The following is a 25,676-nucleotide window of genomic DNA, read 5'->3' as shown; positions in this document are numbered from 1 at the left end:
CTATGAAAGCGCAACTGACATTCCTTGCCGCCAGCCTGTTACTGGCGGCCTGCAGCAGCCCTGCGCCACGCCCTGACAGCGGCGTGCAATCACCGCCCGCCTGGCAATCGCCAGACCATCCCGGCGCGGTGCAAAGCAATCGCCAATGGTGGACGCAGTTCGGCAGTCGCGAACTCGATCAACTGGTCGAACAGGCACGACTGGGCAGCCATGACCTCGGCGCGGCCGTTGCCCGCGTCAGACAGGCGCAGGCCAGCGCGACGATTGCCGGGGCCCCGCTGCTGCCCGAACTCAAGGCCGGAATCAATGCCAATCGGCAGAAGCTTCTGCACGGCAAAGGCTACAGCCAACTGGATGTCAGCCCGGACAATCGCTCGCTGGATTACTACGACGCCGAGCTGAGCGCCAGTTACGAAATCGATTTCTGGGGGGGTAAACGAGCCGCCCGTGACAGCGCCGTGTTCGGTGTGCAGGCCAGTGAGTTTGATCGCGCCACGGTCGAGCTGACCTTGCAAAGCGGCGTCGCCAACAGCTACACCCAGGCGCTCGCCTTGCGTGAGCAGGCGCGCATTGCCGAACTCAATCTGGCCAACGCGCAGAACGTGCTGCACCTGGTGCAAACCCGCTTCGACGCAGGCAGCGCCACCGCGCTGGAACTGGCCCAGCAAAAAAGTCTGGTGGCCGAGCAACAGCGTAAATTGCCGCTGGTGCAGCAACAGGCCCGCGAAGCGCTGATCACCCTCGCCGCCCTGCTCGGTCAACCGGTGCAGGCGCTGTCCTCGCCTCAGCAGGCATTCGCGCAATTGCAGTGGCCAAACATCGCCAGTGGCGTGCCCAGCGATCTGCTGAGTCGACGTCCGGACATCGCCAGCGCAGAAGCCAGACTGGCGGCGGCCCAGGCTGATGTCACCGCAGCCCGCGCGGCCATGCTGCCAAAAATCACCCTCACCGCCAGCCTCGGCACCGGTGCCGATCTGGCGGCGGATCTGCTGCGCACAACGTTCTACAACCTGTCATCCGGATTGACGGCGCCGATCTTCAACAACGGGCGCTTGAGCGCCGAACGCGACAAGGCCAAGGCCCGTCAGGATGAATTGCTGGAGACCTATCGCGGGGCGATCATCAATGGCTTCGCCGATGTCGAAAAAGCCCTGAGCACCATCCGTGGCCTCGATGAGCAACGGCAGTGGCAAAGCGAAGAATTGAGTCAGGCGCAAACCGCGTTCGACATCGCGCAAAGCCGTTATCAGGCGGGTGCCGAAGACTTGCTCACCGTGCTGCAAACCCAGCGCACCTTGTATGCGGCGCAGGACATGAACGTGCAACTGCGCCTGTCGCGACTGCAGGCGAGCATTGCCTTGTACAAGGCGCTGGGTGGTGGCTGGCAAGTTATCTGACAGCGAACACTCACACTCTCTTTTACCGAACCAAAAACCTGTAGGAGCTGCGGCACGCTGCGATCTTTTGATCTAGAAAAACAAGATCAAAAGATCGCAGCGTGCCGCAGCTCCTACAGGGGGTATTGCGTTGTGTCGGATGGGTGACGCTTAAAGTTGCCGGCCTTTCACCTTCAAATGCCTGGCGTACCACGGCCGCTGCGGCACCTTACGGAACAGGTCGGCCATGTTGTCTTCGTCACCGAAGGTGATGCGCAGGGCGAGCTTCATGGTTTCCGGGTCCATCTCTACCGAGCGCCCGACTTGCAGGCCGGGCACGCTGCTGCAGCCGTGAGTGTCGGGGCCCAGCCAGGGGTCATCGACCTCAACCCAGCGCCCCGGCGCAAACCACGGCACGCCGTTGACCTCGAGGCGACTGACTTCCCCCGGGTGAAAACGCTCGTGGGCGCGGAACCAGTCTTCAAGCCGATCATCGATCCAGCCATGAAAACGCCAGAACACCGGGTTCACATGGGAGGAAAACGGATCGCCGAGAAAGTCGTTTTCCGGGGCATACCAACGCGCGGCGAAATCCGCCTGATCCCGCGCCATCGGCACTGGAATGTTGTTGGACGGGTCGCGGGCCACCGATGCCCAGCGCATATGCAACCAGTCGTGCAGGCCCAGTTCGACTTCCGAGCCGAACTGGCCGAGGGTGAGTTTCGACAAGTAGCGCGGATCGCGGTACTGCGACTCCCACACCTGAAAATTACTGTGATAGGTTTCGGCCGCTTTGATGTCGCTGACCCACTTGGTGTACTCGTCGTCGCCTTCGGTCAGCCACGTTGGCGGCAATGCGTTGCCGTCGTGATTGTCGAAGTAGCGGGCGAAGCCCTGACGGTCACGCTCCAGCTCCGGCTGCGGCATGGGGAATGCCTGCCATGACGGCAAGTCTTGCATCGAACGGGCTTTGCCCAGCATGTGTCGATGCATGAAGAAAAAATCGATGCCCGAGCCGTTGCGATCCTTACGCGGCCCACGGGCATCACGCTCCTTGTCCCGTGGGCCAGGTTGCCAGCCGATACCACGTAACGCATCACGTTTTTTTTCGGAGAGTTTGTGCCACTTGTCCCGCGACGCGTGCCAGAGCTGATGGAACAGCCGATGTTCGGGCGCTACCAGCCACGCCAGAAACGCCGGATTCAACCCGACTCTTTCTCGGGCTTCGGGAAACCGTCGCTTGATCGCGATGAAGTGATTGTCGAGTTCTGGTAGACCCAGCGCGCGATCCAGTCGCAGCACTTGCCCGGTAAACGTGCCGCTGCCAGCGTTGCCGAACGCGGCCCAGACTTCGTCCAGTTTTACTTTAAATTCGTACACCGCCGGCGCTTGCGGCGCATCGCTGCGCATCAGACGCCAGAACATCTCGGCGCCATTACCCGGCGCCAGATCGCCGATGACTTGATAACGCACTGGCGCCTCGGAACGCAGGTTAGCCCCCGTGTCGAGATAACCGCGCAAACCGCGGCCACGGTGGGCAATGTCGAGAAACAGCTCCAGACCTTCATTGGGCAAGCCATCCAGTCCAGCGGCAGCACCAGTGAAACGAATGTCCCAAACGCCGCGCAAACTGTCCGCCAACTGCTGACCGGCCGTGTCCGCCAGGTCGACCGTGGCCTCTCCCGGGGTGATCGGAAACTCCTCACGGGTCAGTTCACGATGTGCATAAAAAGCGGCAGGCAGCGCGGCGCCCGTGAGTGCCATGCCCGCCATGAACCAGCGTCGAGAGATCGTCATTGCCCTACCTGTGTCAGCCATGAAGCAGGCTTTATCCAAGCTAGAACGTTTGCTCGCCGAGGAAATTTATGGCCGCGGCGAAAGATCCCGGCATTCGCCGTCGCCTTTTCACCTTCCGTCCCTAAATTACCCGCTCCGCCGCTCGTTCCTCCCAGATAGCAAAGGCCCCTGCGCCTGAACCTCGACGGCGAACCTGAATGAGATGGCAATGACAAAACCGCGTTCGAAAAAGGCTCTATTTATCGGCCTGCCGCTGGCCTTGGCGATCAGCGCCGGCGCAGGGTTTCTGGCTTGGGATTACTGGTTTCGGGACAACACCGGCTATCCGGTCAAAGTGATGAAGCAGGCGACCGAACTGCAGGACCGCATCCTGTCTTTCGACAGCCACATCACCGTGCCGTTGAGCTTCGGCACTCACGGCAACGAAGCCGACAAGGATGGCTCGGGGCAGTTCGACCTGATCAAGGCCAACCGTGGACGGCTGTCCGGCGCGGCACTGACCGTATTTGGCTGGCCGGAAATGTGGAACGGCCCGAATGCACCGCACCGCCCGACCGAAGGTTTTGTCGAGGAAGCGCGCAACCAGCAGGAAGTGCGCTACAAGATCATTTCCGGGATGGTGCGCGACTTCCCCAATCAGGTCGGCATCGCCTATACCCCGGATGATTTCCGCCGTCTGCACGGTGAAGGCAAATTTGCGATTTTCATCAGCATGCTCAACGCCTATCCACTGGGCAACGACCTGAGCAAACTGGACTTGTGGGCCGGACGCGGCATGCGCATGTTCGGCTTCAGCTATATCGGTAACAACAGCTGGGCCGACTCTTCGCGCCCGCTGCCCTTTTTCAATGACTCTCCCGACGCGCTCGACGGTCTCTCCGACATCGGCAAACAAGCCGTGCATCGCTTGAACGACCTGGGGGTGATCATCGACGTCTCGCAGATGTCGACCAAAGGTCTGGAGCAAGTCGTGCAGTTGAGTCGTACGCCGATTGTCGCCTCGCACTCAGCGCCGCGAGCGGCGGTGGATATTCCACGCAACCTCAGCGACAAAGAGCTGCAACTGATCAAAAACAATGGCGGCGTAGTGCAGGTGGTCGGCTTTTCGCAGTACCTCAAACCGCTGACTCAAGGCACCCAGGACAAACTCAACGCCCTGCGCGCACGCTTCGACCTGCCGCCACTGCCGAACCTGGCCATGGCCCTGATGCCGGGCGATCCGATCATCACCGCCTGGTCCGAACAGAAACTCGGGCAATACGCCAGCGGCCTCTACGGCATTCTTGAAGAAGAGCCGAAAGCGACCCTCAAGGATCTCGGCGACGCCATCGATTACACCGTGCGCAAGATCGGCATCGACCACGTCGGCATCGCTTCGGACTTCAACGATGGCGGCGGCATCAAGGGCTGGGAAAACGTCGGCGAAATCCGCAACGTCACCGCCGAGCTGATCCAGCGTGGCTATTCCGAAGCGGACATCGCCAAGCTGTGGGGCGGCAACTTCCTGCGCGTTTGGGATCAAGTGCAAAAGGCTGCAAAACCCACGCTGATTTCCCGTCAGGATGCGGCCAAGCCATGACTGACCGTCGTACATTCCTGAAACAGGCCGGCGTACTCGCCGCTGCCCTGCCCCTGGGTTCGAGCCTTGCGTGCGCGACCGCTGCCACCCCTCACCCTGCGCTGCCGGGCAACAAATGGACGCAATTGCGCCAGTTGTTCGATCAGGATCCGCAGGCCATTCACTTCGCCAACTTTCTGGTCACTTCACATCCCCGCCCCGTGCGCGAGGCCATCGAACGCCATCGCGCAGCGCTGGATCTGAATCCGGGACTGGCGATGGACTGGGACCTGGGCGTCACCGAGCAGCGCGAAGAAAACGTGCGGGTCTGGGCCGGCAAGTACCTGCAAGCCAAACCGAGCCAGATCGCTCTCACCGGCAGCACCACCGAAGGCCTGGCGATGATTTATGGCGGCGTACATGTTCGCCCGGATCAGGAGATCCTGACCACGGTTCACGAGCATTACTCAACCCGCAACATTCTCGAATTCCGTAGCCGGCGCGACGGCACACAAGTTCGCAAACTCAAGCTGTTCGACACTTCGCAAAGCATTTCGCTGGATCAGGTACTCGACACCATCAACCGCAACATCCGCCCCGAAACCCGTGTGCTGGGTATGACCTGGGTGCATTCGGGCAGCGGAGTGAAATTGCCGATCGCCGACATCTCGCGTCTGGTCGATGAACACAATCGCGGACGCGACGACAAGGATCGGCTGATTTACGTGGTCGACGGGGTGCACGGCTTCGGTGTCGATGACCTGAGCTTCGCGAAGATGAACTGCGATTTTTTCATTGCCGGCACCCACAAGTGGATGTTCGGCCCCCGCGGCACCGGCATCGTTTGCAGCCGCAGCGAAGAGCTCAAGTACATCAGCCCCAGCGTACCGACATTTTCCGAAGCCACGACGTTCGCCAACACCATGACCCCGGGCGGTTACCACGCCTTCGAACATCGCTGGGCGCTGGACGAAGCCTTCAAGTTGCACCTGCAACTGGGCAAGGCCGACGTGCAGGCCCGCATCCATCAGCTCAACAGCTACCTGAAACAGCGCCTGCGCGAACAGTCGAACATCGAACTGGTAACCCCGCTCGATCCGAAGTTTTCCGCCGGTTTCAGCTTTTTCCGGGTCAAGGGCCAGGACAGTGATGAAGTGGCCGCTTACCTGATGAACAACCGGGTGATCTGCGATGCCGTCAGCCGCGATGTCGGTCCGGTGATTCGTACGTCGCCAGGGCTGCTGAACAACGAAACCGAAGTCGACCGGTTCATGGACATCCTCGGTAAAAAACTGCGCGCCTGATTCCTCGACTCCAGTTTTCCTTTCACAGAGACGACTCATGAAAAAGCCTCACACCCGCTTCACTTTCAAGGCGCTCCCCGCCCTGGCTCTGACTGCGCTGTGCGCCGGCCTGTTGCCCGGCGCCGCTCAAGCTGCCACCCCGCCGGCACCCGGAAAAGTGTTCAAAGACTGCAAGGACTGCCCGGAAATGGTGGTGTTGCCGACCGGCAGTTACACCATGGGCACCCCGGACGACGAAGTCGGTCGCGAACCGGACGAAGGCCCACGCCACGAAGTGACCTTCAGCAAACCGTTCGCCATCAGCCGCTTCCAGGTGCTGGTGGGCGAATGGGACGCGTATGTGCGCGAAACCGGCAACAAACCTTATGACTTCGATGATCGTCCGGGTCGTCGCTGCACGGCCGGCAAACCCGAATTCAAACAGACGGCGCGCGATCCGGCCGTGTGCATGAACGTCGCTGAAGCCCAAGGCTACATCGACTGGCTGTCGAAGAAGACCGGCAACGCTTATCGCCTGCAAAGCGAATCGATCCGCGAATACGCCGCCCGCGGTGGCAGCACCGGGCCCTTCCCGTTCCCGTTCGATGAAGGCAACAACTACCAGATATCCAAACACGCCAACACCTATGGCGCCGCCGACGGCTACAACTTCACCTCACCGGCCGGCACCTTCCCGGCCAACGCGTTTGGCGTTTATGACGCCCACGGCAACGTCTACGAATGGACCGCCGACTGTTATCACAAGGATTATTCCGACGTACCGAGCGACGGTCGCCCATGGACGCAGGAAAATTGCGAGCGCCAGGTCATGCGCGGTAACGACTGGGGCGAAGCGCCGGTGTTCTCCCGTTCCGGCAACCGCAACAGCAGCTGGCCAACCAGCAAGGGCGACTGGCTCGGGTTTCGAGTAGTGCGCGACCTCTGATCCCGCCTCACGCGACCGCAGCCCACCTGCGGTCGTTTAAAGAAAGTCCGTGACCATTCGTTTTCCTTAAGTACCGGCACTCCCTCCGCATCGAAGCAGGAATCCTCCATGACCAAGCCTACGCGTGGGGCGATCAACGAATTGTTCGCCCTGCTCAAGCCCTTCCGCCTGATCGTCTCTGCGTCCATCGTGCTTGGCATGATCGGCGGCCTGAGTGTCACTGTGCTGCTGGCGACCATCAACAATGCCCTGCACTCCGACGACGGCCTGACCCGCACCGTAGTCATGATCTTCGCCGGCCTGTGTGCACTGGCGCTGCTGACGACGATTCTGTCCGACATCGGCACCAACTATGTCGGCCAACACATCATTGCCAAGCTGCGCAAGGAACTGGGGGAAAAAGTGCTGTCGGCGCCGATCGACCAGATCGAACGCTATCGCAGCCATCGCCTGATCCCGGTATTGACTCACGACGTCGACACCATCAGTGACTTCGCCTTCGCCTTTGCGCCGTTGGCGATTTCGATGACCGTCACCCTCGGCTGCCTCGGTTATCTGGCGATGCTGTCGTGGCCGATGTTCCTGATGATGCTGGTGGCCATCGCCATCGGCACGACCATTCAGGCGATTGCCCGGGCCAAGGGCATGCGCGGTTTCTACGCCGCCCGTGATTGCGAAGATGAACTGCAAAAGCACTACAACGCGATTGCCGAGGGTGCCAAGGAACTGCGCATTCATCGTCCACGGCGTCAGCGCATGTTTGTCGCCGGGATTCAGAAAACCGCAGAAAAAATCTGCGACACCCAGATCAAATCGATCAACACCTTCGTCATCGCCAAGTCGTTCGGTTCGATGCTGTTCTTCGTGGTGATCGGCCTGGCGCTGGCCCTGCAATCCTTCTGGCCTAGCGGCGATAAAGCGGTGATGAGCGGTTTTGTCCTGGTGCTGCTGTACATGAAGGGGCCGCTGGAACATCTGGTCAGCACCTTGCCGATCATCAGCCGCGCACAAATTGCCTTCCGCCGCATCGCCGAGCTGAGCGAGCAGTTTTCCTCGCCCGAACCGCATCTGTTGCTGGAGGATCAGGGCAAGAAACCCGGCGTCGTCAACAGTCTGGAACTGAACAATGTGCGCTACGCCTTCCCACCAGTGGAAGGCAGCGAACCGTTCCGTCTGGGGCCAGTCAACCTGCGCATCGAACAGGGTGACATCGTGTTCATTGTCGGCGAAAACGGTTGTGGCAAAACCACGTTGATCAAACTGTTGCTGGGTCTCTATGCACCGACCGAGGGCGAAATCCGCGTCAACGATCAACCGATCACCGCGCTCAACCGCGATGATTACCGGCAGAACTTCACCACCATCTTTGCCGACTATTACCTGTTCGATGATCTGATTCAGGGCGACCGCGAAGTCCCGCAGGACGCCACGCGCTACCTGGAGCGTCTGGAGATTGCGCACAAGGTCAGCGTGCGCGACGGCGCCTTCAGCACCACCGATTTGTCCACCGGCCAACGCAAGCGACTGGCGCTGGTCAACGCTTGGCTCGAAGAGCGTCCGGTGCTGGTGTTCGATGAATGGGCGGCGGATCAGGATCCGACGTTCCGGCGCATTTTCTACACCGAACTGTTGCCCGACCTGAAACGTCTGGGCAAAACCATCATCGTGATTTCCCATGATGACCGTTACTTCGACGTTGCCGATCAGCTTGTGCGCATGGAGGCCGGCAAGGTCAAAAGCGAACTGCAAACTGCTTGATTGAAGAGGCCGTGGCCAGGCTGGAAAAAATAATTTTCCGGTTTGCCGCGGCTTCCTCGTCTTAATGAGATGAATAAGAACCATTAACAACTATACCTGCCAAGGTCTTAACCTCATGTCCGCATCCCGTTTCATGCTTCGCCCTCTGACTCGAGCCCTGCTGATGCACGGCGCGACAAGCTCCCGACTGGCCAGCACCGGTCTGGGTCTGGCACTGACTGTCGCTGCCGCCCCTTACGTCCAGGCGCAGGAATGGACCCTGAACATTCCGGCTCAGCCACTCGCGCAGGCGCTCCAGGCGCTGGGCCAGCAGACCAGCCTGCAAATCATCTACAGCCCGGAAAACCTGCAAGGTCTGCGCTCCAGCCCGCTCAGCGGCCGGTATCAGGATGACGACTCGCTCAAAGCCATCCTCAAGGGCACTGGCATCAGCTATCAGCGCGACGGCAATACCGTCACGGTACTCGGCCCGACCACAGGCGATGCGATGGAGTTGGCACCGACCAACGTCAACGCCCAGCACCTGACCGCCACCACCGAGGGCAGCAACTCCTACACTACAGGCGCAGTGACCATCGGCAAGGGTGTGCACTCGCTGAAGGAAACACCGCAATCGGTCACGGTGATGACCCGCAAAATGCTCGACGACCAGAACCTCAACACCATCGAACAGGTGATGGAAAAGACGCCGGGCATCACCGTTTACGACTCGCCAATGGGCGGCAAGTATTTCTACTCCCGCGGTTTCCGCATGACCGGTCAATATCAGTACGACGGCGTGCCGCTGGATATGGGCAGCAGCTACGTACAGGCCGACAGTTTCAACAGCGACATGGCCATCTATGACCGCGTGGAAATCCTGCGCGGTGCGGCGGGCATGATGAAAGGCGCAGGCGGCACAGCCGGTGGCGTCAACTTCGTGCGCAAGCGCGGCCAGGACACCGCGCACACGCAACTGTCGCTGTCGGCAGGGACGTGGGACAACTATCGCGGTCAGGTCGATACTGGCGGCCCGCTGAACGACGCTGGCACCATCCGTGGTCGCGCCGTGGTCACCGAACAGACCCGTCAGTACTTCTATGACGTGGCCAGCCGCAAGGACCAGATCTACTACGGCGCCCTAGACTTCGACCTCAGCCCCGACACTACCCTGGGCCTGGGCTTCGCCTGGGAAGACGTCGATGCCACGCCGTGCTGGGGCGGTCTGCCGCGTTACGCCGACGGCTCCGACCTGCACCTCAAGCGCTCCACGTGCCTGAACACCGCGTGGAACAACCAGCGCAGCAAACGCGCCACTTACTTCGCCGACCTGAAACACCAATTCAACGACGATTGGTCGCTCAAGGTCGCCGGCGTCTACTCGCGCAACACTCAGGACATGGAATACGCGTTCCCGAGCGGCGCAGTACCGATCGGTGCCACCGCCTCCAACACGCTGATGCTGGGCAGCATTTACGACTACGACCAGCGCGACTACGGCTTCGATGCCTACGTGGATGGCAAATTCGACGCCTTCGGCCAGCAACACGAACTGACGGTCGGCGCCAACGCCAGCCGCTCGCACAAGGATGACTTCTACGCGGTAGCCGCCCTGCCCCAACGGCAGAACGTGCTCAACCCCAACCACCACATCCCGCAACCGGACGAAAGCTACTACCTGGCCAATGCCTCCCGTGGCGGCCCGGTGGACATGCACATCAAGCAGTACGGCGCTTACTCCATCGCCCGCCTGAAACTCGCCGATCCGCTGACCCTCGTACTGGGCAGCCGTGTGAGCTGGTACAAGTCCGACACCGACTCGGTGCAGTACTTCCGCGGTGAGGGCACCCAGGTCAACACCAAGTCCACGGAAACCGGGCAGGTCACGCCGTTCGCCGGTGTGCTGTTCGACCTCAACGACAACCTGACTGCGTATGCCAGCTACACCGACATCTTTACCCCGCAAGGCGCCTACAAGACTATCGATGGCAGCACCCTCAAGCCATTGGTTGGCCAGAGCTACGAGTTGGGGATCAAGGGTGAGTGGTTCGACGGACGTCTGAACAGCTCCTTCAACCTGTTCCGCACCCTTCAGAAAGATGCGGCTCAGGATGACCCTCGCTGCGAAGACAGCTCTTGCTCGATCAACTCCGGCAAGGTGCGCGCGCAGGGCTTCGAGGCTGAAGTCAGCGGTGAGGTGATTGATCGCCTGCAATTGTTGGCTGGCTATACCTATACCCAGACCAAAGTGCTGGAGGATGCTGACGCCACCCAAGACGGCGTGATCTATAACTCCTACGTGCCGCGTCATCTGTTGCGTGTGTGGGGTGACTACAGCCTGAGCGGGCCGCTGGATCGCGTGACGATTGGTGCTGGCGTTAATGCGCAGACGGGCAACTACCGGACTTCGCCCTTGGGCGGTGACAACATTGATGGTGCCGGGTATGCCGTGTGGAACGGTCGCATTGGCTACCGTATCGATGACACCTGGTCGGTTGCGTTGAACGGGAATAACCTGTTTGACAAGCGTTACTACTCGACCATTGGTACCGAAGGGTTCGGTAACTTTTATGGTGATCCGCGTAATTTCGTGATGTCGGTGAAGGCTGACTTCTGATTTTTCGCTTTTAAGAAAGCCCTGCCTTGGTGGGGCTTTTTTTTGGCTTTTTTTTGGCTTTTTTTGGCGGCCTTTGGGCCGACCATGTTCTTGGGGGTTGGGTGAATATCCGTTGCTGCGGGTGTTGCTGATTAGGGTTCCGCCCTTACGGCGGGTCACTTTTTCCAGACGCCGAAAAAGTAACCAAAAAGGCTTTACCCTGACGTACGGCCCTCGCTAAGGCTCGGGTTCCTTCGCTACGGGATTGATCCGGGCGCAGCGTTTCCGGTTTGCTTCGCTGCACCTCCTTCCGCTGTATACGACTGCGTCGTACGGTCGCTACGCTCCCCCCCCCCGGATCAACCCCTCCACTCAGCCTGCCGATGGGTCTGGAGATCAAAAGCAACGTCAAAAGCCAGAGCCAGAGCCAAAGCCAAAGCCAAAGCCAAAGCCAAAGCCAAAGCCAAAGCCAAAGCCAAAGCCAAAGCCAAAGCCAAGCAGATCAAAAGATCGCAGCCTTCGGCAACTCCTACAAGGGGGTTGAGTACATCTGTCAAAACTTGGTCGGCTGTCAGGCCGCCATCGCTGGCAAGCCAGCTCCCACAAGAAAACAAGTACAACCCGCACGCGGCGCATGCCGCCCCACTCAACACAATGAGCGCAAGCTCGAGTACCGCTCTTGATCTTGATCTCGGAGCCCGTCGGCAGGCTGAGTGGAGGGGTTGATCCGGGGGTGGGAGCGCAGCGACCGTTTGGCGAAGCCAAACACATCGAAAGGAGGTGCAGCGAAGCAAACCGGAAGCGATGCCCCCGGATCAATCCCGGAACGAAGGGACCCCGAGCCTCAGCGAGGGGCCGAACGTCAGGGCACAGACCTTTTGGTTACTTTTGGCTGGGCCGGCATTCCGGGCGTTTGCCAAAAGTGACCCGCCGTAAGGGCGGAACCCTAATCAGCAACACCCGCAGCAACGGATATTCCCCCCAACCAAACCACCAAACCACCAAACCACAATCAACCCAAAGCCCGCGCCAAAACCCGGCTCAGGCGTTCATGCACCTGCAAAACATCAGGCATAACGCAAGCCATACGCAGCAAGTCATGGGTCAACCCCGAACAATGCTCAAGCTCAACACTCACACCGTGCTCACGCAATTTATCCGCATAAGCCTGCCCCTCATCCAGCAAGGGATCAAACCCGGCCAACAGCACAATCGCCGGAGCCACACCACGCAAGTCCTCCGCCAGCAATGGCGAAAAGCGCCAGTCTAAATAGTCCTGCGGGCTGCGGGCATAGTGCTGATAGAACCAGTCCAGCGTATCGTTCTCCAGCAGATAACCCTCGCCGAACAGCAAGCGTGAATCATGAGTGCGCGACGCATCGGTAACCGGATAACACAACAACTGCACCTTGGGCGCGATGGCCACCGTCGACGGCTGTACCACCGCTTGTACAGCCAGCACGGTGGCCAGGGTAGCACCGGCACTGTCGCCGCCAAACGCTACGCGCGAGGTGTCGAGACCCAGGCCCGCAGCGTTTTCCGCCAGCCACGACAAGGCATCCTCGCCATCTTCCAGCGCCGTAGGAAAGCGATGCTCCGGTGCCAGCCGATAACCAACCGAAAGCACCGCACAGGGCGTACGTCGGCAGAATTCACGACACACACCATCATGGGAGTCGAGGCTGCCGACGACGAAACCGCCGCCGTGAAAATACACCAGCACCGGCATCGGCGCAGACGCACCATTGGGCCGGTATAGACGCAACGCCAATGGCGCACCGTCGCGAGCCAGGGTGTCGACCGGTGTAACGTGCAGATCTTCGGGCACAGGCCAGCGCAACTGCGCCGTGGTCTGCTCGAAAGTCGCCCGGGCTTCGCTCGGGGTCAATTGGTGCATGGCCGGCAGGCCGGCGTCCTGGCTGTCTTGAGCGAGGTCGAGGAAGGCTTCCAGATCAGGGTGTAACGACATCGATAAGGTCCTTGTATGAGCAAACAAGGGGCGCGCACGGGCGACGCCCCCCACAAGAGTCAGTGCAATTGCCGATCAGCCCACGCGTGCCATGCAATGCTCGACCAACGCCTCCAGCTCACGCTGGAAATCGTTCATCAAGGCATCCATGGTGCCGGCGCGATACCGCTGGCTGCTGTAGATGCAGCGCATGGCCAACTGACCGTCATAGACCTGGCCGACAATTTCCAGCCAGTTGCCCAGGTTGGCTTTGAGGCTGTAGTTGTCACCGGTTTCTTCCAGCGCCGGCACCAGCAACGCCTGCTCGTCGAAGCTCTGGTCGAACTGGCCCAGGTAGTTGAACGTGACCCGCGCTTGCGGCAGCTCGGCCAGTTGCCGGGACACCTCGGCCCCCGCCAGATGACGCAACACGCCGTAGCCGATGCCCTTCTGCGGCACCGCTGCCAATTGCGCCTGCACGTTGACGATCGAACGGCCGATGTCATCGCTGTCCGGACGCAAACGCACCGGAAACATGCTGGTAAACCAGCCCAGACTGCGGCTCAGATCAATGGTCTCGAACAGGTCTTCGCGACCATGGCCTTCGAGCAGGATCAGCGCCGACGGTTGTCGACTCCAGCGGCACAGCGCGCGACTGAGTGCCGACAGCAGCAGATCGTTGATCTGCGTGCCGTACACCGCCGGGGCCTGTTTGAGCAGTTGTTCGGTGTGTTCGCGTGACAGTTTGAGCCGCGCCTGCGCTTGTTGGCGCACGAGGTTTTTGCCGCGCGGGTTGTCGCACGGCAGATCGACGCCCGGCTGATCCAGTTGCTCCAGCCAATACGACAGTTCCTGCTCGGCGATCACCGGCGCCTGGGTCTGTAACGCCTCGGCGAACGAACGATAACTGCTGGTGCGAATCGGCAGTTTCGGCTCCTGCCCCTGCACGCACGCCTCGTAGGCCACTTTCAAATCGTCGAGCAGAATCCGCCAGGACACGGTGTCGACCACCAAGTGATGAATCAACACCAGCAATCGCGCCTGGCCATCGGGCAAGGCGACGTGCATCACCCGCCAGACCGGCCCGTCGTCGAGTTTCAGGCTGCGCTGGGCGAGGTTGGCCAGCGCTTCGACCTGCTCGCTGTTGTCCGCTTCGCGACGCCAGAGCAACACTTCGCCCTGTTCGTTGAGGTCACAGTAGCGTTGCAACCAGCGTCCGCCTTCGTGGCTGAAACGCAGACGCAACGAGTCGTGATGTTGCTCGACCCAGCTCAGCGCTTGCTCCAGTGCGTCCAGATCCAGCGGCTGGCGCGCGCTCAGCAGCAGCGACTGATTGTAGTGATGCGCCTCGGCCATGCCTTCGGCAAAGAACCACTCCTGAATCGGCAAGAGATTGAACAGCCCCTCGGTGGCCACTTGCGTGACGTCCGTCTGTGGCTGGGCCGTGCCCTCCTTCGCCACTTCCTGCTCGACGATGCCGGCGATGGTCTGATAACGCATCAGGTCGCGCAGCTTGAGATCCATCTGCAACGTCGGGTGGTTTCTGACGCGGGAGATCACCTGCAAACTCAGAATCGAGTCGCCGCCCAGTTCGAAGAAGTTATCGCTGATACCCACCTGCTCGACCTGCAGCACCTGCGCCCAGATGTCCGCGAGCAAGCTTTCCTGCTCGTTGCGCGGCGCGATGTATTCCTCGGTTTTGAATTCCGGTTCCGGCAACGCCTTGCGATCGAGCTTGCCATTTGGCGTGACGGGGAAAGCATCCAGGCAGACGATCTGCGCCGGCACCATGTATTCCGGTAACGAAGCACGCAGGCCAGCCTTGAGTTCATCGCCGATGTCTTCGCCAGTTGCGGTGACCACATAACCGATCAGTTGCTTGCCAGAGGCATTGTCACGGGCGATCACCAGTGCATCGGTGACCGATGGCAATTGGCGCAGACTGGCTTCGACTTCGCCCAGTTCGATGCGGAAGCCGCGCACCTTGACCTGATGGTCGATACGGCCGACGTAATCGACCACACCGTCGGTACGCAAACGCACCAGATCGCCGCTGCGATACAAGCGCTCGCCCGCCGCGAACGGGTTCGGTACAAAGCGCTCGCAGGTCAGGTCCGCACGCCCGTGATAACCCCGAGCGACACCGTACCCGCCGATGTACAGCTCACCGGCAAAACCGGGCGGCAACGGGTTCAAATCCTCGTCCAGCACGTACAACGAACGCGCGCCGACGGCGCGGCCGATCGGTGCATAGGCCGCTTCGCAATGCTGGCTGACCGGGACTTTCCAGAGCATCGGCGTGACCACGGTTTCGGTCGGGCCGTAGCCGTTGGTGAAGTACTCGGGACGCAGCGCAGCCTTGACCTGCTCGAAAGTCTGATCCGGCACCGCATCACCGCCGAAGCAATAGATCCGCACGGGCGGCGGCGCAATGCCGCTGGCCGCCGCATATTCAGCTAGTTGTTTGAGGTAGGCCGGCGGGAAGCAGGCGATGGTGATGCCGTAATCGTGCAGGGCCTCGTAGGTTTGCTCCGGCGTCCACAGGCAGCCGTCACGAATCACCAGACGGCCACCGCTGTACAACGTGCTCAGCCAGCGTTCATGGGCGCCGTCGAAGGCGAACGACATGAAGTGCAGCTCGCAACTGCTGGCGTCCATTTCGTACAATTCGGCAATCGCCTGACAGTGCATGCTCAGCGGGCCTTGGGTGACCGCGACGCCTTTTGGACGCCCGGTGGAACCGGAGGTGTAGACCAGATACGCCAGACCCTGCTCGTGAACGCGGCAGTCGGGAACGTGGTCGGCGTAGCGGCTTTCATCAAGGTGATCGATTTCCAGGCGCAGCAGACCTTCCGGCGCCGGCAGCGTCGCGCGCAGGCTGCTCTGGGTCAGCAGCAGTGCCATGCCCGAATCTTCGATCATGTATGCCAGACGCTCCGGCGGATACTCAATATCCAGCGGCACGTACGCCGCACCGCTCTTGAGGACGGCGAGGAAGCTCACCACCATCTCCAGCGAACGCGGCAAGGCCACGCCGATCACTACTTCCGGCCCGGCACCGTGTTCGATCAGACAGTTAGCCAGACGATTGGCCCGCTGTTCGAGTTCGCCGTAGCTCAGGCTCATCCCCGCGCATTGCAAGGCAATCGCCTGCGGCTGCTGTTGCGCGTGACGGCTGATCAGTTCCGGCAACAGGGTCGTTTGATGCGAGTGAGCCGGTTCGGCGCTCCAGGCCTGTGCTGCTTGCCATTGCTCGTTGCTCAGGCGCTGCAAGTTGCCGAGGCGCTCGTACGGTGCCGCCAACATCGCGGCAATCGTGTTCTCCATGGTCTGGCGAATACCGACAACGGCGTCGGCACTGAAGTGGCTGCGCAGGTACAGATACTCGATCGACAACTCGTCGCCGAGCATCACCGCGAGGTCCATCGGCACGTTGGTCACGCCATGGCCGATGGATTTGCCGAAGGTCAGGTCGGTGTCGTTTTCTTCCTGCAAACGGTCGTCGATCGGGAAGTTTTCGAACACCACGATGCTGTCGAACAGCGCCTGCCCACCGAGGTTGGACCAGCGTTGTACATCGGCCAGCGGCGCCTGGGAATAATCGCGAATGTCGAGGTTGTAGGCCTGCACTTCGCCCAGCCAGTCCGCCAGACGCTGATCCGCTTGCGGCGTCTGAATGATCGGCAAGGTGTTGATGAACAGACCCAGCATGTTGCCGACATTCGCCAGGCTTTCCGGACGTCCCGACACTGTGGCACCGAAGGTCACCGTCTGCTGGCCGGTGTAGCGCTGCAGCAGCAGCAGCCATGCGCCCTGAATCAGCGTGTTGGGGGTGATGCGCAGATCGCGGCAGAACTGCAACAGGCCCGCGGTTTGCGCTTTGTCCCAATTGGAATAGATCGCATCGTGGCCGGCGACATCGACGCTGTGGCGCGGATGCATCGCCTGGCTCAGGGCCGTCGGCTCGTTGACCACGGCCAGACGCGCCTTCCAGAACAGCTCCTGAGCGTCCTGATCCTGCGCCTGCAACCAGGCGATGAAGTCGCGGTAACGACCGTTCTCGCCGATGATTTCGCCCTTGGCGTAGTACTGCAAAACCTCGCCGAACAGGCGCGAGCTGCTCCAGCCATCCATCAGGATGTGGTGGCTGGTCCAGATCATTTGATACTGATCGTCGCTCAGGCGCAGCAGGGTGATCCGTTGCAAGCGCGCATCGGCCAGGTCGAAGCCCAGGGCGCGGTCATCGCTGGCGAACTCGGCGATAGCCGCTTCGCTGAAGTCGCGCTCGCGCCAGTCGAGCACCTGCATTTGCAACGGCGCGTGGCGATGCACCACCTGCAACGGTTTGGCCAAGCCATCCTGCCAATGAAAACTGGTGCGCAGAATCGCCTGACGCACGATCACGAACTCCCAGGCCTTGCGGAAACGCTCCACGTCCAGGCCCTTGATCGGCAGGCTGACCTGTTGCATGTAAAGGCTGCTGCCGTTATCCGACAGCGTGTGGAAGAGCATGCCTTCCTGCATCGGCGACAGCGGGTAGACGTCCTCGATCATGTCAGCCGACATCGGCAATGCATCGAGCTGCGCTTGATCCAGTTGGGCCAACGGATAGTCCGCCGGGGTGTCGCTGAGGGAGTCGGCGTGATCGACCGAGACCACCTTGGCGAGTTTCTGCACGGTCTGCTGCTGGAACAAATCTTTCGGGGTGAAACGAATCCCCTGCTGACGCGCGCGGCTGACCAGTTGAATCGAGATGATCGAATCGCCGCCCAAGGCAAAGAAGTTGTCGGTGACGCCGACGCGTTCGATTTTGAGAATGTCCTGCCAGACTTCAGCCAGTTGTTGCTCCAGCGGCGTCGACGGCGCCACGTAATCGCGCTGCGACTGGCTGGCGTCCGGTGCCGGCAATGCCTTGCGGTCGAGTTTACCGTTCGGGGTCAGCGGCAACTGCTCGAGGAACAGCCACTGCGCCGGCACCATGTACTCCGGCAGATTCGCCTTGAGCACGTCCTGCAACGCCTGGCTCAGAGCGTCCTGCTCTTCGAGGCTCAGGCTGCTGTCGCTCGGTACCGCGTACGCGACCAGTTGCTGACCGCTCGGGCCATCCACGGCCAGCACCACGCCGTCGCGCACGCTGTTGTGGGCCAGCAAACGCGCTTCGATTTCACCCAGTTCGATGCGGAACCCGCGCACCTTCACCTGATGGTCGATGCGCCCGACATATTCGATACGGCCGTCGTCAGTGAAGCGGGTCAGGTCGCCGGTGCGATACATGCGCTCGCCGGTTTTCGACAGCGGGTTCGGCACGAAACGTTCGGCGGTCAGGCCCGGGCGGAACAGGTAGCCACGGGTGATGCCATCGCCAGCCAGATACAGCTCGGCCGCCACTCCAATCGGCGCTGGCTGCAATTGGCCGTCGAGCATATACGCCGTGGTGTTGACCAACGGCCGACCGATGTTCGCCTGACCACCGGCCTCGCGGCGAGTCCAGGTCGAATAGGTCGTGTCTTCCGAAGGTCCGTACAGGTCGTAGACGTGAGCCACCGAGGTTTCGCGGTAAAGGGTATCGACCAGACTCTGCTTCAGCGGCTCGCCAGCGAGGTTGATGATGCGCACACCCTGCGGAATCTGCCCGATGCGTTGCAGTGCGGCAATCGCCGACGGCACGGTGTTGATCAGGCGTACCTGATCACGCTCCGGCAAGTCCGGTAGCTCCAGCGCATTACGCGCCATGACGATCGAACCGCCACGCGCCAGGGTGACGAAAATCTCCCACACCGACAGGTCGAAACACACCGACGTCGAGGCCAGTACACCTTGCAGATCGTCTTCGCTGTAGACATCGGCGGACCAGTGAATCAGCGCCTGCACATTGCGATGAGCGATGGCCACGCCTTTCGGTTTACCGGTGGAACCGGAGGTGTAGATCACGTACGCCAGATTGGCGGAGTCGCCCTGCGCCGGCAGATTGTCCGAAGACAACTCGGCAAACGCCTGACCGCCCGCCTCGACCAGTACCACTTCGGCGTCGGTCTGCGGCAATTGCGCCAGCAGCGACTGTTGCGTCAGCAGGACTTTTGCCTGGCTGTCGTCGAGCATGTAGGCCACGCGATCAGCCGGATAATCCGGGTCCAGCGGCACATAGGTGCCACCGGCCTTGAGCACCGCCATCAGGGCGATCACCAGTTCCGCCGAACGCGGCATCGCCACGCCCACGCGGATTTCGGGGCCGACCCCGAGCACCTGCAGATGACGCGCCAACTGGTTAGCGCGCTGATTGAGTTCGGCGTAGCTCAGGGCCACGCCGGCGTGACTCAGGGCCTGTGCGTGCGGATGCATTTGCACGCGGGCTTCGAAGCTTTGCGGGATCAGACGTTCAGCCGGATACGTGGCGTGATTGTCGTTCCACTGCGCCAGTGTCTGGCGTTCAGCGACCGACAGCAGGCCGATCTCGCCCAACGGCCGTTGCGGCGCCTCAAGGAACTGACGCAGCACTTCTTGCATATGCGCCGCCAGCCCCTGCACGCTGCACTCGGCGAAGTGCTCGGTGAGGTAATTGAAGTCCAGATTCAACACGTCGCTGGCCCCGGCGATCAGGGTCAGGCCGTAGTTGGTTTGCTCGCGGTGTTCTAAACCTGCGAAACGCAGGCCACCGGGATTGGCTTCCAATGCTTCGGACACCGGATAGTTTTCAAACACCAGCAAAGTGTCGAACAGCGCTTCGCCGCTCAGTTGCGCCAGACGCTGGATGTCCTGCAACGGCGTCTGCTCGAAGTCACGCAGCAACAGGTTCTTGTCCTGCACACTGCGCACCCAGTCGCCGACGCTGACCGTGGCCTGCGGGCTGGCGATCACCGGCAAGGTGTTGATGAAAAGACCCAGTTGCTGCTCGATGCCCGGCAAATCAACCGGGCGCCCGGACACGGTTGCGCCAAACGCAACGGTGGCCTGGCCGGTGTAGCGTTGCAGCACCAGCAACCACGCCGCTTGCACCAGGCTGTTGAGGGTCACTTGCTGCTGACGGGAGAAACTGTTCAGGCGCTGAGTAAAGACTTCGTCGAAATGCAGACGATGCATTTGCTTGCCCGGCCCCGGCACGGTACGTCCATGGCAGGCCGAGGCCAAACGGGTCGGCTCGTCCAGTTCAGCCAGTTGCCCGCGCCAGAAATCCTCTGCGCCGGCCTTGTCCTGACCTTGCAGCCAGACCAGGAAGTCGCGGTAACGACCCTGTGCACTCGGCACCGGGTGACCGGCGTAATCCTGCAATACCTCGCCGAACATCCGCGAGTTGCTCCAGCCATCCATGAGGATGTGGTGGCAGGTGAAAATCAGACGATGACGGTCATCGGCAGTACGTAGCAGGCACAGGCGCAACAGAGGAGGGTTCTGCAGATCGAAACCGCGCTCACGGTCGGCCTGCGCCCGCGCTTCGAGCACGGCCGGCAGATCCGTCACACCGCGCACATCGACTTCCGGCATTTCCAGGGTCAACTGCCGGTTGATCACTTGCAGCGGCGCATCGAGGCCGTCGCGGCCCCAGATAAAACCGGCGCGCAGCACTTCATGGCGATCCACTACGCGCTGCCAGGCTTGCTGGAAGCGAGCCACGTCGAGGCCGTCGATGTCCAGCAGCATCTGATAGACATAGGCGCTGGCATCGGCGTCGTACAGGCTGTGGAACAGAATGCCCTGCTGCATTGGCGCCAGCGGATAAATGTCCTCGATGCGCTGAGCAGCGATCGGCAGGCTGTCCAGATGCGCTTGGGACAACCCCGCCAGTGGCACGTCGGACGGCGTCAAACCACCGCTCGGGTGGCTCAGGCAATGGTCGATCAACTCGCCCAGCGCCACTTCATACGCGCGGGCCAGCGCGTTGATGGTGGCCTCTTCAAAAACATCGCTGCTGTAGGTCCAGGTCAGGCTCAGTTGGCCCTGATAGACCCGGCCGTCGATGGTCAGCCAGTTGGCCATCGGCGCGTTTTCGTCCTGGCCGGCGCCCTTGTCTTCGGTGGCCGGCACCCACAGGGCGTCGGCGTCGAAGTTGTTGTCGAACTGGCCGAGGTAGTTGAACGTCACCTTCGGTTGCGCCAATGGGTTCAGGGAAGCTTGCGCCTCGGGGCTGCCCAAGTGACGGAGCAAGCCATAGCCGATGCCTTTATTGGGGATCGCGCGCAGTTGCTCCTTGATGCCCTTGATCGACGCTTCGAGATTGACGTCGGGGGTCAGGCGCACCGGGAACATGCTGGTGAACCAACCCACCGTGCGGCTCAGGTCGACGTCGTCGAACAGGTCTTCACGACCGTGCCCCTCAAGCTGCACCAGTGCGCTGTCGGTGTGGGTCCACTGGCACAAGACCCGGGCGAGCGCGGTCAGCAACAAGTCGTTGACCTGGGTGCGATAAACCGCTGGCGCCTGTTGCAGCAACTGACGGGTGCGTTCGGCGTCCAGACGCGTATCGACACTGCGTTCGAAACGGTTGCTCAACTGGCCCTGCGGGTTGTCCAGCGGCAGTTCGACCGACACATCGCGCAGCTGCCCGCGCCAGTAATCCAGTTCGCTTTCCAGCTCAGCGCTGCGGGCATGCTCCTGCAGACGCTTGCCCCACTCCTTGAACGCGCTGGTCTTGGCCGGCAGACGCACGGCTTGCTCGGTGCTCAGTTGTTGATACGCGGTTTGCAGATCTTCCAGCAGGATCCGCCACGACACACCATCGACCACCAGGTGATGGATCACCAGCAGCAAGCGCTGGCTGGCGTCCGGCAAATCGACCAGCGCCGCGCGAATCAGCGGGCCATCGAGCAAATCGAGGCTGCGTTGCAAGTCCAGGCACAAGGCCGGCAATGCCGCGCTGTCGTCCAGCGTAAAGGTGCGCAGCAACGCTTGCGCTTGCTCCGCAGGCGCATGGCTCTGTTGCCAGCCATCGCTGGATTGGCGATAACGCAGGCGCAGGGCGTCATGGTGCCGATGCAGATGCTGCAACGCCTGCGCAAGCGGTGCCGCTTGCAGCGCGGTGGCCGGAGTCAACAGGATCGACTGGTTCCAGTGATGCCGCGCCGGGATGTCGCTGTTGAAGAAGTAATGCTGGATCGGCGTCAGGACCGCGTCGCCCAGCACCTCGCCCTGCTGGGTCTGCACCGTATCGCTTTGTTGCGCGACGGTGGCCAGACGCTGCACGGTCTGGTGCTGGAAAATGTCCTTGGGGGTGAAACGAATGCCCGCCTGACGGGCGCGGCTGACCACCTGAATCGAAATGATCGAGTCGCCGCCCAGCTCAAAGAAGTTGTCGTTGAGGCCGATCCGCTCGACCTTCAACACGTCCTGCCAGATCTCGGCCAGACGCTGTTCCAGTTCGTTGCGCGGTGCCGCGTACGCTTCCTGCACCTGGGCCACGTCGGGCTGTGGCAGTTGCTTGCGATCGAGTTTGCCGTTGGCCGTCAGCGGCAGACGTTCAAGGAACGCCCAACTGACCGGAACCATGTAATCCGGCAGGGATTGGCGCAGGTGAACCTTGATCGATTCGCGCAGCGCGCCCTGCCCTTCGGCGTCCAGCGCCTCGTTGGCGACAATCCAGGTCGCCAGTTGCTGACCGCTGAGGCCATCGACCGCCAGCACCACCGCCTCGCGCACTTCGGGGTGCTTGAGCAGTTGCGCTTCGATTTCCCCGAGTTCGATACGAAAGCCGCGGATCTTCACCTGATGGTCGATACGGCCGATGTATTCGATCACACCGTCGCCGCGCAACCGCGCGAGGTCACCGGTGCGATACAGACGCTCACCCGCCTGCGGATTGAACGGATCCGGCACGAACCGCGTAGCAGTCATTCCCGCCTGATTCAGGTAACCACGGGCCAGACCGGCGCCGGCGATGTACAACTCGCCGATGCAGCCTTGCGGCACCAGGTTCAGCGAGTTGTCGAGCAAGTACCACGACAGGTCGACAATCGGTTCGCCGATCGGGCTGCTGTGGCTATGCTGCAAGTCGGCCAGCGACAACGCCCGGTAAGTCACGTGCACGGTGGTTTCGGTGATGCCGTACATGTTGATCAGCGTGGGGGCACAGTCGCCGAAACGCTCGAACCACGGGCGCATGCTCTGCACTTCCAGTGCCTCGCCACCGAACACCACATAACGCAGCGCGTTATCGCGTGTCGACTCGCTGGCCACCTGCATCAACGGCTTGAACGCCGACGGCGTCTGGTTCAGGACGGTGACATTTTCGTCGCACAGCAGGGTGTAGAAATCCTCCGGGGAGCGGCTGACGTCGTGGGGCACCACCACCAGTTTGCCGCCATAGAGCAGCGCACCGAAGATCTCCCACACCGAGAAATCGAAGGCGTAGGAATGGAACAGTGTCCAGCTGTCCTGTGGACCGAAATCGAACCAGTGTTCGGTGGCGCTGAACAGGCGCATGACGTTGCTGTGCGGCAGCAGCGCGCCCTTCGGTTTGCCGGTGGAGCCGGAGGTGTAAATGACGTAGGCCAGATTATCCGGCGTAGTCAGGCACACCGGGCTGGTGTCGTTGCCATGTTCTGGCGTTTGATTCAGATCGAGGCACGCCAGCCCTTGCGGAACCGGCAGTTGCGCCAGCAGATGCTCTTGGGTCAGCAGCAACTCGATGCCGCTGTCTTCGATCATGTGGCTCAGGCGATCATCCGGGTAACCCGGGTCCAGCGGCACATAGGCACCTCCGGCCTTGAGCACCGCGAGGATGGCGACGATCATGTCCAGCGAACGCTCAACGGCGACACCGACGCGCACGTCCGGGCCGACGCCACGCGCGATCAGCACATGCGCCCACTGGTTGGCGCGGCGATTGAGTTCTGCGTAGGTCAGGCGTTGCCCGTCGCAGGTTACGGCCACCGCATCGGGATGACGTTCGGCCTGGGCTTCGATGGTTTGGTGAATGCATTGCTCGACCGTTTGCTCGACCAACGCCGGGTTCCACTGTGCGAGCAATTGTTGCTGCTGGCTGCCATCGAGTATCGGCAACTGGCCGATGCGCTGCGTCGGCTCGGCGACGATGGCCTGCAACAGTGCGGTCCAGTGTTGCGCCAGACGCTCGATGGTTGCCGCGTCGAACAGATCGGTGGCGTACTTGAGCACGGCTTCGATGCCATGCGCCTGTTCGGTGGTGTTGAGGGTCAGGTCGAATTGCGCGGTCTGGCTCTGCCATTCCAGTGGCTCGATGCTCAAGCCGTTCAGACGCGTCTCGACGCTCGCGCGGCGTTCGGCCTGGTGGTTGAACATCACCTGGAACAAAGGACTGTGGCTCAAGCTGCGGCCCGGCTCCAGCGCTTCGACCAGTTGCTCGAACGGCAAGTCCTGATGGGCTTGCGCTTCTTGTGCGGTTTGCTTGACCTGACGCAGCAGCTCGACAAACGGCAGTTGCCCGTCGATGTCGGCCTTGAGCACCTGAGTGTTGACGAAGAAGCCGATCAGACGCTCGATTTCGACCCGCCCACGGTTGGCCACCGGCACACCGACACGAATGTCGGCCTGCCCGCTGTAACGGTGCAACAAAGCCTGGAACGAGGCCAGCAGCAAGACGAACAGCGTGACATTTTCCTTGCGCGCAAAGGCCTTGAGCGCGTTGCTCAGCGTCGGGTCGAGAATCAGGTTATGGCTGGCGCCGGCGAAGCTTTGCTCGATGGAGCGCGGGCGATCCATCGGCAGTTCCAGCACCGGTTGCTCGCCGCCCAGCTTCTCCTGCCAGTACGCCAGTTGCCGTTCCTGCTCACCGGCCTCCATCCACTGCCGCTGCCACAAGGCGTAGTCGGCGTATTGAATCGGCAATGCCGGCAGACCGGCGTCGTGACCGAGATTGAAGCCAGCGTAAAGCTGCACCAGCTCTTCGATCATCACTTGCAGCGACCAGCCATCGGACACGATGTGGTGCAGGGTCAGCACCAGTACATGATCATGCGGGGTGACTTGCAGCAAGGCCGCGCGCAACAGCGGGCCGTGCTCCAGGTCGAAAGTTTTCTGGCTCTGGGTCTGCACGAACGCCTGAATTGAAGCCTCAGGGTCGTTCGCCAGCGCAGCGCTCAGTTGATGGATCTCCAGTGCAAAGGGTCCTGCGGGCAGGATCACTTGCAAGGGTTGCCCGGTTTCCTGAGTGAACACCGTGCGCAAGGTTTCGTGTCGTTCGATCAGCGCCTGGACGCTGCGCTCCAGCGCAGTAACATCCAGCGGCCCCTGCAAACGCAGGGCCGTCGGAATGTTGTAGGCCGCGCTGTGCGGCGCCCACTGCCAGAGAAACCACTGGCGTTGCTGAGCGTAGGACAGCAACAGCGGCTCTTCAGCCGTGCGCTTGAAAACCGGGGCAATGTCAAAGAGGTTGACGCCTTTCTGCTTGAGCAGAACCGCCAGAGCCTTTCTTTGCTTAGCCGAAAGTTGTCCTACCGACTCGATTAACTCTTGCACGCGTTTTTCCCT

Annotated in this window: 10 protein-coding genes; 7 read left to right on the top strand and 3 right to left on the bottom strand. The window is 61.3% G+C overall.

Annotated elements, in window-relative coordinates; all coding sequences use genetic code 11:
• The first annotated feature begins 2 nt into the window (after nt 1-2).
• Nucleotides 3-1,397 carry an efflux transporter outer membrane subunit gene (locus ACA061_RS09185; RefSeq protein WP_497301227.1) on the top strand — a complete coding sequence of 465 codons (1,395 nt, stop codon included), beginning with the start codon at nt 3-5 and terminating at the stop codon, nt 1,395-1,397.
• A 150-nt stretch (nt 1,398-1,547) separates the two neighbouring features.
• Here ACA061_RS09185 and pvdP read toward each other — a convergent pair whose 3' ends face one another.
• Nucleotides 1,548-3,173, bottom strand: coding sequence for a pyoverdine maturation tyrosinase PvdP (gene pvdP / locus ACA061_RS09180; protein WP_210555575.1), 1,626 nt, complete (start codon nt 3,171-3,173; stop codon nt 1,548-1,550).
• Nucleotides 3,174-3,381: 208 nt separating this feature from the next.
• Here pvdP and pvdM point away from each other — a divergent pair, with 208 nt between their 5' ends.
• From pvdM to ACA061_RS09150, 6 genes are all read left to right on the top strand, one after another.
• Entirely contained in the window at nt 3,382-4,752 is a 1,371-nt protein-coding gene (pvdM, locus tag ACA061_RS09175; RefSeq protein ID WP_210555574.1) for a dipeptidase, read from the top strand.
• Nucleotides 4,749-6,035, top strand: a complete 1,287-nt coding sequence (gene pvdN / locus ACA061_RS09170; protein ID WP_210555573.1) for a pyoverdine-tailoring periplasmic protein PvdN — start codon at nt 4,749-4,751, stop codon at nt 6,033-6,035. Before pvdM ends, pvdN begins: the two co-directional genes overlap by 4 nt.
• A 37-nt stretch (nt 6,036-6,072) precedes the next feature.
• Nucleotides 6,073-6,960 (top strand): dihydropyoverdine dehydrogenase, encoded by an 888-nt coding sequence (gene pvdO / locus ACA061_RS09165; protein ID WP_150601402.1) that lies wholly within the window; start codon nt 6,073-6,075, stop codon nt 6,958-6,960.
• A gap of 108 nt (nt 6,961-7,068) precedes the next feature.
• Nucleotides 7,069-8,718 carry a cyclic peptide export ABC transporter gene (locus tag ACA061_RS09160; protein WP_210555572.1) on the top strand — a complete coding sequence of 550 codons (1,650 nt, stop codon included), beginning with the start codon at nt 7,069-7,071 and terminating at the stop codon, nt 8,716-8,718.
• 115 nt (nt 8,719-8,833) lie between these two features.
• Nucleotides 8,834-11,314, top strand: coding sequence for a TonB-dependent siderophore receptor (locus ACA061_RS09155; RefSeq protein ID WP_497301225.1), 2,481 nt, complete (start codon nt 8,834-8,836; stop codon nt 11,312-11,314).
• 362 nt (nt 11,315-11,676) lie between these two features.
• Nucleotides 11,677-11,976 (top strand): hypothetical protein, encoded by a 300-nt coding sequence (locus tag ACA061_RS09150; RefSeq protein ID WP_497301224.1) that lies wholly within the window; start codon nt 11,677-11,679, stop codon nt 11,974-11,976.
• Between the two features lie 329 nt (nt 11,977-12,305).
• On the opposite strand, the gene ACA061_RS09145 is transcribed toward ACA061_RS09150, so the two are convergent.
• Complete coding sequence (locus ACA061_RS09145) at nt 12,306-13,262, bottom strand: alpha/beta hydrolase (RefSeq protein WP_042558563.1); 957 nt, start codon at nt 13,260-13,262, stop codon at nt 12,306-12,308.
• Nucleotides 13,263-13,337: 75 nt separating this feature from the next.
• Nucleotides 13,338-25,664, bottom strand: coding sequence for a non-ribosomal peptide synthase/polyketide synthase (locus tag ACA061_RS09140; protein ID WP_497301223.1), 12,327 nt, complete (start codon nt 25,662-25,664; stop codon nt 13,338-13,340).
• Between the last annotated feature and the right edge of the window lie 12 nt (nt 25,665-25,676).

This window comes from Pseudomonas sp. LBUM1668 (assembly GCF_059695715.1).
This window is presented reverse-complemented; position numbering and strand designations above follow the sequence as displayed.